The sequence below is a fragment of the Pseudomonas sp. FH4 genome (assembly GCF_000510915.2).
Classification (GTDB): domain Bacteria; phylum Pseudomonadota; class Gammaproteobacteria; order Pseudomonadales; family Pseudomonadaceae; genus Aquipseudomonas; species Aquipseudomonas brenneri.
This window is the reverse complement of the sequence record NZ_AOHN01000021.1, coordinates 63,411-72,678: the sequence shown is the minus strand read 5'-3', so window position 1 is coordinate 72,678 and position 9,268 is coordinate 63,411. Positions and strand designations below refer to the sequence as shown.

General features: G+C 61.3%; 7 protein-coding genes. 2 read left to right on the top strand and 5 right to left on the bottom strand.

Annotation, left to right across the window (positions count from 1 at the left end; translation table 11 throughout):
• Window positions 1-35 precede the first annotated feature (35 nt).
• Complete coding sequence (gene metH / locus H097_RS16970) at window positions 36-3,746, bottom strand: methionine synthase (protein ID WP_032861195.1); 3,711 nt, start codon at window positions 3,744-3,746, stop codon at window positions 36-38.
• Window positions 3,747-3,911: 165 nt separating this feature from the next.
• On the opposite strand from metH, the gene H097_RS16965 reads away from it, so the two are divergent.
• Both H097_RS16965 and nfuA read left to right on the top strand, forming a co-directional pair.
• On the top strand, window positions 3,912-6,203 hold the full coding sequence (locus H097_RS16965) for a fatty acid cis/trans isomerase (RefSeq protein WP_032861194.1): 2,292 nt from the start codon (window positions 3,912-3,914) through the stop codon (window positions 6,201-6,203).
• A gap of 86 nt (window positions 6,204-6,289) precedes the next feature.
• Window positions 6,290-6,874, top strand: a complete 585-nt coding sequence (gene nfuA, locus H097_RS16960; RefSeq protein WP_003190728.1) for a Fe-S biogenesis protein NfuA — start codon at window positions 6,290-6,292, stop codon at window positions 6,872-6,874.
• 207 nt (window positions 6,875-7,081) lie between these two features.
• On the opposite strand, the gene cobM is transcribed toward nfuA, so the two are convergent.
• The 4 genes from cobM to H097_RS16940 form a co-directional block, all read right to left on the bottom strand.
• Window positions 7,082-7,828 (bottom strand): precorrin-4 C(11)-methyltransferase, encoded by a 747-nt coding sequence (gene cobM / locus H097_RS16955; RefSeq protein ID WP_032861193.1) that lies wholly within the window; start codon window positions 7,826-7,828, stop codon window positions 7,082-7,084.
• A gap of 69 nt (window positions 7,829-7,897) precedes the next feature.
• Window positions 7,898-8,290, bottom strand: a complete 393-nt coding sequence (locus tag H097_RS16950) for a cobalamin biosynthesis protein (RefSeq protein ID WP_032861192.1) — start codon at window positions 8,288-8,290, stop codon at window positions 7,898-7,900.
• Window positions 8,287-8,988, bottom strand: a complete 702-nt coding sequence (locus H097_RS16945) for a CbtA family protein (RefSeq protein WP_032861190.1) — start codon at window positions 8,986-8,988, stop codon at window positions 8,287-8,289. The genes H097_RS16950 and H097_RS16945 overlap by 4 nt, the downstream gene beginning before the upstream one ends.
• A gap of 11 nt (window positions 8,989-8,999) precedes the next feature.
• Window positions 9,000-9,188 carry a CbtB-domain containing protein gene (locus H097_RS16940; RefSeq protein WP_032861188.1) on the bottom strand — a complete coding sequence of 63 codons (189 nt, stop codon included), beginning with the start codon at window positions 9,186-9,188 and terminating at the stop codon, window positions 9,000-9,002.
• Between the last annotated feature and the right edge of the window lie 80 nt (window positions 9,189-9,268).

Below are 9,268 nucleotides of genomic sequence, written 5' to 3'. Positions count from 1 at the left end.
TCCTGGGGGAGCCGGGTTGTCGGCGATAGCAACCCTCAGTTGTCGTAACCCAGGTTCGGCGTCAGCCAGCGTTCGGTCACGGCCAGGTCCTGGCCTTTACGTGCGGTGTAGCTCGTTACCTGGTCCTTGTCGATCTTGCCCACGGCAAAGTACTGCGCCTGCGGGTGGGCGAAGTACCAGCCGCTGACCGCCGCTGCCGGGAACATCGCGTAGTGTTCGGTGAGGAACACACCGCTACGTCCGGCCTGCATTTCGCGGGCCTCAGGGTCCAGCAACTGGAACAACTGGGCTTTTTCGGTATGGTCCGGGCACGCCGGGTAGCCGGGGGCAGGGCGGATACCGCTGTACTGCTCCTTGATCAGCGCCTCGTTGTCCAGTTCTTCGTCCTTGGCATAGCCCCAGTGATCTTTACGCACCTGCTGGTGCAGCCACTCGGCGCAAGCCTCGGCCAGGCGGTCGGCCAGGGCCTTGACCATGATCGAGTTGTAGTCGTCGCCCGCGTCCTGGTAGGCCTTGGCTACTTCCTCGGCGCCGATGCCGGCGGTGGTGATGAACCCACCGATGTAATCGGTCACGCCGCTGTCCTTGGGCGCAACAAAGTCGGCCAGGGAGAAGTTCGGCTTGCCGTCGGTCTTGATGATCTGCTGGCGCAGGTGATGCAGCTTGGCAATCGGCTGGCCGTCGTCGCCGTAGACTTCCAGGTCATCGTCCTGCACCTGGTTGGTCGGCCAGAAGCCAAACACGGCACGGGCGCTGATGAGCTTTTCGTCGATCAGCTTCTTGAGCATTTCCTGTGCATCGGCGTACAGCGCGGTCGCCGCTTCACCGACCACTTCATCGGTGAGGATGCGTGGGAATTTGCCGGCCAGGTCCCAGGAGATGAAAAACGGTGTCCAGTCGATGTATTCGGCCAGTACCTTGAGATCGATATTGTCCAGCACCTTGGCCCCGGTAAACGTTGGCTTGACCGGGGTGTAGGTGCTCCAGTCGAACTGTGGCTTCTTGGCGATGGCCGCCGGGTAGCTCAGGCGTTCGGTGCGGGCGCTGCGGTTCGAGGTGCGCTCACGCACGTCGATGTATTCCAGGCGGGTTTTCTCGACGAAACCGGCCTTGAGCTCCTTGGACAGCAACTGGGTGGCCACGCCCACCGCGCGCGAGGCGTCGGTTACGTAGATCACCGCATCGTTGCTGTACTTGGGTTCGATTTTTACTGCGGTGTGCGCCTTGGAGGTGGTCGCGCCACCGATCATCAGCGGCAGGTGGAAGTCCTGGCGCTGCATCTCGCGGGCCACGTGCACCATTTCATCCAGGGACGGTGTGATCAGGCCGGACAGGCCGATGATGTCGCACTTCTGCTCCTTGGCCACCTGCAAAATCTTCTCGGCCGGCACCATCACACCCAGGTCGACAATGTCGTAGCCGTTGCAACCCAGCACCACGCCGACAATGTTCTTGCCGATGTCGTGTACGTCACCTTTGACGGTGGCCATGAGGATCTTGCCCTTGGCTTCTGGCTTGTCGCCTTTTTCCAGTTCGATGAACGGGATCAGGTGGGCCACGGCCTGCTTCATCACACGGGCAGATTTCACCACCTGGGGCAGGAACATTTTGCCGGCACCAAACAGGTCGCCGACGATGTTCATGCCGGACATCAACGGACCTTCGATCACCTCGATCGGGCGCGCGAACGACTGCCGGGATTCTTCGGTGTCTTCCACGATATGGGTGGTGATGCCCTTGACCAGTGCATGCTCCAGGCGTTTGTTGACTTCCCAGCCACGCCATTCCTCGGTCTCGGCTTCCTTGACGCTGCCATCGCCCTTGTACTTGTCGGCGATGGCGAGCAGGGCGTCGGTGCCTTCCGGGGTACGGTTGAGCACCACGTCTTCCACCGCGTCGCGCAGCTCGGCGGGGATCTGGTCGTAGATCTCCAGTTGGCCGGCGTTGACGATACCCATGGTCAAGCCATTGCGGATCGCATACAGCAGGAACACCGAGTGGATCGCCTCGCGCACCGGGTTGTTGCCGCGGAACGAGAACGACACGTTGGACACGCCGCCCGAGGTCAGCGCATACGGCAGCTCATCGCGGATGTAGGCGCAGGCGTTGATAAAGTCGACGGCGTAGTTGTTGTGTTCTTCAATACCGGTGGCCACGGCAAAGATGTTCGGGTCGAAGATAATGTCTTGGGGCGGGAAGCCCACTTCATTGACCAGAATGTCGTAGGAGCGTTTGCAGATCTCTTTCTTGCGCGCCTCGGTGTCGGCCTGGCCGGCTTCGTCGAACGCCATCACCACCACCGCTGCGCCGTAGCGCTTGCACAGCTTGGCGTGATGGATGAACTGCGGGGCGCCTTCCTTCATGCTGATGGAGTTGACGATGCCCTTGCCCTGGATGCATTTGAGGCCAGCCTCGATCACTTCCCACTTGGAAGAGTCGATCATGATCGGCACACGGGAGATATCCGGCTCGCCGGCAATCAGATTGAGGAAGGTCACCATGGCCTTCTTCGAATCGAGCATGCCCTCGTCCATGTTGATATCGATCACCTGGGCGCCGGCTTCCACCTGCTGCAGGGCGACTTCCAGGGCTTCGGTGTAGTTGTCCTCGCGGATCAGGCGGGCGAACTTGGCTGAACCGGTGATATTCGTGCGCTCGCCGACGTTGACGAACAGCGACTGGCGATCGATGGTAAACGGCTCCAGGCCCGACAGGCGGCAGGCCTTGGGAATGTCCGGGATCGGGCGCGGCGCATAGCCAGCCACGGCCTTGGCGATGGCCTCGATATGCCCCGGCGTGGTGCCGCAGCAGCCGCCGACGATATTGAGGAAGCCGCTCTGGGCGAACTCCTCGATGACCTTGGCGGTTTGCGCTGGCAGCTCGTCGTACTCGCCGAACTCGTTGGGCAGGCCGGCGTTGGGGTGTGCCGATACATAGGTGTCAGCCTTGTTCGACAACTCTTCCAGGTATGGACGCAGCTCACTGGCGCCCAGGGCGCAGTTCAAACCGACGGAAATCGGCTTGGCGTGGCTGATGGAGTTCCAGAACGCCTCGGTGGTCTGGCCCGACAGGGTGCGGCCGGAGGCGTCGGTGATGGTCCCGGAAATCATGATCGGCAGCTCGACACCCAGCTCTTCGTACACGCCCTGCACGGCGAAGATCGCGGCCTTGGCGTTGAGGGTGTCGAAGATGGTTTCGATGAGGATCATGTCCGCACCGCCTTCGATCAGGCCTTTAGTGGCCTCGGTGTAGTTCTCCACCAGTTCATCGAAGGTCACGTTGCGGTAGCCGGGGTTGTTCACATCTGGCGACAGCGAGCAGGTGCGGCTGGTGGGGCCGAGGACGCCGGCGACAAAGCGTGGCTTGTCCGGGGTTTCGAGGGTCTTGGCGTCGGCGACCCGGCGGGCCAGGCGTGCGCCTTCCAGGTTCAGCTCATAGGCCAGCGCCTCCATGCCATAGTCGGCCTGGGACACCTGGGTGGCGTTGAATGTGTTGGTTTCGAGGATGTCGGCACCGGCATCCAGGTACGCCTTCTCGATCCCGCCGATTACATCCGGACGGGTGAGGATCAACAGGTCGTTGTTGCCCTTGACGTCGCTCGGCCAGTCGGCGAAGCGTTTGCCGCGGTAGTCCTCTTCCTCCAGCTTATAGCTCTGGATCATCGTGCCCATGCCACCATCGAGGATCAGGATGCGTTCCTTGAGGGCTTGCTGGAGGGCTTGCAGGCGAGTGCTACGATCGGACATGGGACTACTCTAATCAGGCATTACGGAGGGCGTGGATCATAGCAAACCTGTGCGCTTTTAGAGCATGTCAGGGTTTTGCATGAATATCGCTCATGTTGATGGCGCGTCGACATCGGTAGAATTGCCGCAATTTTTCAGCGCATGCTTTGAATCGGGACCGGATACATGTCACTTCGCATCATCACCAGTGCCGCCTTGGCGTTGGTCGCCTGCATCGCACAGGCCAACGGACCCGCCCCGGCGATTTCCTATACCCGTGACATTCAGCCGATCTTCACCGAGAAATGCGTGGCTTGCCATGCCTGCTACGACTCCGCCTGCCAGCTCAACCTGGGCAGTGGCGAAGGTGCGGCACGTGGCGCGAGCAAAATCCCCGTGTACAACGGCGAGCGTAGCCAGGCTTCGCAGCCGACCCGACTGTTTTATGACGCCTTTGGCAAGACGGCCTGGCAGCGCCAGGGGTTTGGCTCGGTGCTGGACGCCCAGGGCACCCAGGCCGGGCTGATGGCGCGCATGTTGGAATTGGGCCATAAAACGCCGCTGGCGCCCAATGCCAAGCTGCCTGATGAGATCGTGTTGGGCCTGAACCGCGAGAACATGTGCCCGTTACCCGGTGAGTTCGAGGCCTACGCTGGCGCGCACCCCAAAGAAGGCATGCCGCTGGCCGTCACCGGCCTGACCGACCAGCAGTACCAGACCCTGCAACGCTGGCTGGCGTCCGGCGCGCCAATTGACGAGCAAGGCCTGGCGCCCAGCGCCCAGGAAGCCTTGCAGGTACAGCAATGGGAAAACCTGCTGAACCAGCCCGGCGCGCGGGAAAGCCTGGTGGCGCGCTGGCTGTACGAGCATCTGTTCCTGGCCCATATCTATTTTGAAGGCGGCGAGCCGGGGCATTATTTCCAGTGGGTACGCTCGCGTACGCCCAGTGGCCAGCCGATCGACCTGATCAACACCCGGCGTCCCAATGACGATCCGGGCACCCAGGTGTACTACCGCTTGTGGCCGGTACAAGGGGTGATCGTGCACAAGACCCACATCACCTATCCGTTCAGCGCGGCGAAGATGGCGCGGATCAAGTCGCTGTTCTACAGCGGCGACTGGCAAGCCGTGGCATTACCGGGCTATGGGCCTGGCCGCCGGGCCAACCCGTTCGAAACCTTCGAGGCAATCCCGGCCAAGGCGCGCTACCAGTTCATGCTGGATAACGCCGAATACTTCGTGCGCACCTTTATCCGTGGGCCGGTGTGCCGGGGGCAGATTGCCACGGACGTGATCCGCGACAACTTCTGGACCCTGTTCCAGGATCCGGACCACGACTTGTACATCACCGATGCCCGTTATCGCGGCCAGGCCACGCCGTTGCTGGCGATGCCGGGGCAGAACGATGACGTGGGCAGCGTGCTGGGCCTGTGGCTGGCCTACCGCGACAAACGCAATGAGTACGAGGCCCTGCGCCGCGACAACTACGCCGACTTGCCGGCGCCGGGCTGGTCGAGCCTGTGGGAGGGCAATGACAACGCGCTGCTGAGCATTTTCCGCCACTTCGACAGTGCCTCGGTGACCAAGGGCCTGATTGGCGAAGTGCCGCAGACTATGTGGCTATTCGACTACCCACTGCTGGAGCGCACCTATTACCAGTTGGCGGTCAATTTCGATGTGTTTGGCAATGTCTCGCACCAGGCCCAGACGCGCCTGTATTTCGACCTGATCCGCAATGGCGCCGAGCAGAACTTCCTGCGCCTGATGCCTGCGGACTCACGGGATGGTTTCCTCGACGACTGGTACCAGAACAGCGGCAAGGTCAAGCTGTGGCTGGACTATGAAGCCATCGACAACGACAAGCCCACGGGCCTGAAGCTGGATGCACAGGACCCGAAGCGTGACTTTGCCAACCAGTTGCTTGCCCGTTATGGCCATTTGAATGCCAGCCCGGATCCGATCAATCGCTGCATAAGCGCCTATTGCTCACGTCCCGGTATCGACCCGCAACTGCGCGACGCCGAACAGACCCTCAGTCGCCTGACCTCAAGGCCGGCGGCCGGGCTCAAGGTGATCGAGCAATTGCCCGAAGCCACCCTGCTGCGCATCCAGACCCGCAGCGGCAAACGCGAGGTCTACAGCCTGCTGCGCAACCGCGCCCACAGTAACGTGGCATTCATGTTGGGCGAGGCTTATCGCTATCAGCCGGGCCTGGATACCCTGACGATCTACCCAGGCGTGCTCAGCAGCTACCCCAACTTCATCTTCAACGTGCCGGCCGAGGATGTACCGGAGTTCGTCGAAGACATGGAGTTGGCCAGGGACGCCAAGCGTTTTGAGCGGATTGTCGAGCGCTGGGGCATCCGCCGCAGTCACCCGCAGTTCTGGGAGTACTTCCACGATTTGTCGCAGTACCTGCACGAAACCACGCCGGTGGAAGAGGGTGTGCTGGACATGAATCGCTACGAGAACCTGTAGATGCGGATTTGCCTGACAAAAATACTAGGACTTTGTACCGCGCAGGCGATTGGCGTAAACTGCCAGCAAGCCTGTGAGGAGTTCCCATGACTGCCATAACCATTACCGACGCCGCCCACGATTACCTGGCTGATCTGCTGTCCAAGCAGAACACCCCGGGTATCGGCATCCGCGTCTTCATTACCCAGCCTGGCACCCAGTACGCAGAGACGTGCATTGCCTACTGCAAGCCGGGGGAAGAAAAGCCTGAAGACACCGCCCTGGGGCTCAAGAGCTTCACCGCGTACATCGACGCCTTCAGCGAAGCCTTCCTTGACGATGCCGTGGTCGACTACGCCACTGACCGCATGGGTGGCCAATTGACCATCAAGGCCCCTAACGCCAAGGTGCCGAACGTCAATGCCGACAGCCCGGTTAATGAGCGCATCAACTATTACCTGCAAACCGAAATCAACCCGGGCCTGGCCAGCCATGGCGGCCAGGTCAGCCTGATCGACGTGGTGGATGACGGCATCGCCGTGCTCAAGTTCGGTGGTGGCTGCCAGGGCTGCGGCCAGGCTGACGTGACCTTGCGCGAAGGTATCGAGCGCACGTTGCTGGAGCGGATCCCCGAGCTCAAGGGTGTACGTGACGTGACCGACCACACGCAGAAAGAAAACGCCTACTACTAAGTAAGGTGTTCACTGCAGATAAAAACGGCGCCCCGTGAGCGCCGTTTTTTTATGCCAATAAATCATTACCTTACACAACCTTTCTAACAAAGAAGATCAACTGTGGGGACGGGCTTGCTCGCGATAGCGGTGTACCAGTCAGTGCATCTATTACTGACAAACCGCCATCGCGAGCAAGCCCGCTCCCACATTTTGTCCTGCGTAGTATCAGGGGCGGTAGAGGTGGGCGTGACTTGCGCGATACAGCGAGGATTCGCTGAAGTGATCACTGGCCAACACCCGGCCCACCACGATCAGCGCCGTGCGCCTGAAACCCTTCGCCGCGACCTTTTCGACAATATCCGCCAAGGTGCCAATGGCCCAATCCTGATCCGGCCACGTCGCGCGATGCACCACGGCAATCGGGCAATCCGCGCCATAGTGCGGCAGCAGTTCGGCGACGATTCTCTGCAGATGATTGACCCCCAGGTGCACCGCCATGGTCGTGCCATGGCTGGCCAGGCTGGCGAAGGCTTCACCGGCCGGTATCGTGGTTTTGTCCGCATAACGGGTCAGGATCACGCTTTGGGCGATATCCGGCAGGGTCAGTTCAGTTTCCAGCAGCGCGGCACAGGCTGCCACCGCCGTGACCCCGGGAATGATCTGGAAGGGGATCCCCAGCTCGCGCAAATGGCGGATTTGTTCGCCAATCGCCCCATACAGGCTCGGATCACCGGAATGTACCCGCGCCACGTCCTGGCCTTTCTCATGGGCGACCTTGATCAAGCCAATGATCTGCTCCAGGTTCAGTTCGGCGCTGTTGACCACCTGTTCGGCCCGATGCCCTTCGAGTACGGCAGCCGGCACCAGTGAGCCTGCGTAGATGATCACCGGGCAACTGCGGATCAGGCGCTGGCCCTTGACGGTGATCAGTTCCGGGTCGCCGGGACCAGCGCCGATGAAGAAAACAGTCATGGAAAAATCCTGTGCAAAAGCGGGCGAGCATGAGTACGGCTCATGATCGAGAGGGGCAATTATCGGACTTTAGCCGGCGCAGGCCAATGCAAACGTGGCCCTGGCGGCTTTTTTGCGGGTGATCAGCAGTCGGGCAGGGGCGTTGGCGAGCTGTTCTGCCAATGCCAAAGCGGCACTTTCGGCGATGCCGTAGCACCCTGTATGGGCGAAAACCACAGCCGACCTGTGGCTCAATCGCCCTTCGTAAGGCAGCAGTTGTTGTGCATCAAAGCACTGCAATGGCAGATTCAAGGCGTTGGCCAGGGCGATCATGCCCGGTTCATCACGCTTGTGGGCAATACTTGCCAATGCGTTTATCTGGCCGGGGTCGATACCGGCCTCGGCCAGAGCGCTGTTGAACAGTTCCAGCAAGGCCTCAACCTCACAGCCACGCTGACAACCCAGGCCGACAGTCAGAATCATGCCGCGTATTGATCGTCACGATTGCGGCGAAACAACCAGGCGCTGATCAGCCCCAAAGCCAGCCAGAACGCGACGTTGGTCAGCTGCGAGGCGATCTTGAATTGGGCTTCCAATGCTTCGGGGGCGAGCATCGAGTGAACTTCCGGCTGTGGCGCACCCATGACATGGGGCACCGCCAGGATCGCCACGCCAAGGATTTTCAGCAGCCAGTTGCGGCCAAACACAATCAACGCAATGCCAGCGGCGGTAGACGCTGCCGTGCCGATCCACCAGATCTGCCGTTGCGCCAGGTCAGCCGCCGCAGTGCCCGGCAGCTCAGGCGGCAAACCGAGGGTGGGAGCCAGAACAAAGGTCGCATAGCCGGCCAGGCCCCAGAGCAAGCCCTGGGCGGTGCGCGTCGGGGCGCGCAGGGTGTACAGGCCGGCCAGCATCAGCGCAAAACCGACGGCGACCACCAGGTTGCCGCCGGTGGTGGACAGCACGCGTTGCCAGCCATTTTCAGGCTCCCACGCTTCGGCGTCGTGGCTATGGGCCGCAGCGCCTGCGGCATGCTCATGCACTTCGGTCGCAGCCGGGGCGTTTTCGAAGGTCTCGGCCTGCAGAATCAGCGGAGCCACCCAGAAACTTTGCAGCAGAGTCAGCAACAGGGCGGCCAGCAGGCCGGTGAACCCTGCGGTTTGCGCAATACGCTTGATCATGGCGGCAGGTCTCAATGGCACGGGAAGGCGGCGCTGTGGCGCGTATCGTGGGCGGCGTTGTGCACGGCCTCGATATGGGAGAACCCGGCGAAATACACCAGGCACGCACCGAGGATCGACGCGCCGATGGCGGCGGTCAGGCGTTGGCTCAAAGTGGCGCTGGTGCTGGCGGTATGTGAGGTGCTGCTGATGATCGACATGGCACGTCCCTTTCGAGTGGCAGGGTGACACGAGCGCATGAAAACCCCGCGAGCCGGGCACGCAGGGTTCTGAACAGCGC

Bases quoted from the DNA above. Each gene is read 5' to 3' on its own strand.
- H097_RS16940 (WP_032861188.1), bottom strand. From the start codon at position 9,188: ATGTCGATCATCAGCAGCACCTCACATACCGCCAGCACCAGCGCCACT.
- H097_RS16945 (WP_032861190.1), bottom strand. From the start codon at position 8,988: ATGATCAAGCGTATTGCGCAAACCGCAGGGTTCACCGGCCTGCTGGCC.
- metH (WP_032861195.1), bottom strand. From the start codon at position 3,746: ATGTCCGATCGTAGCACTCGCCTGCAAGCCCTCCAGCAAGCCCTCAAG.
- H097_RS16965 (WP_032861194.1), top strand. From the start codon at position 3,912: ATGTCACTTCGCATCATCACCAGTGCCGCCTTGGCGTTGGTCGCCTGC.
- cobM (WP_032861193.1), bottom strand. From the start codon at position 7,828: ATGACTGTTTTCTTCATCGGCGCTGGTCCCGGCGACCCGGAACTGATC.
- nfuA (WP_003190728.1), top strand. From the start codon at position 6,290: ATGACTGCCATAACCATTACCGACGCCGCCCACGATTACCTGGCTGAT.
- H097_RS16950 (WP_032861192.1), bottom strand. From the start codon at position 8,290: ATGATTCTGACTGTCGGCCTGGGTTGTCAGCGTGGCTGTGAGGTTGAG.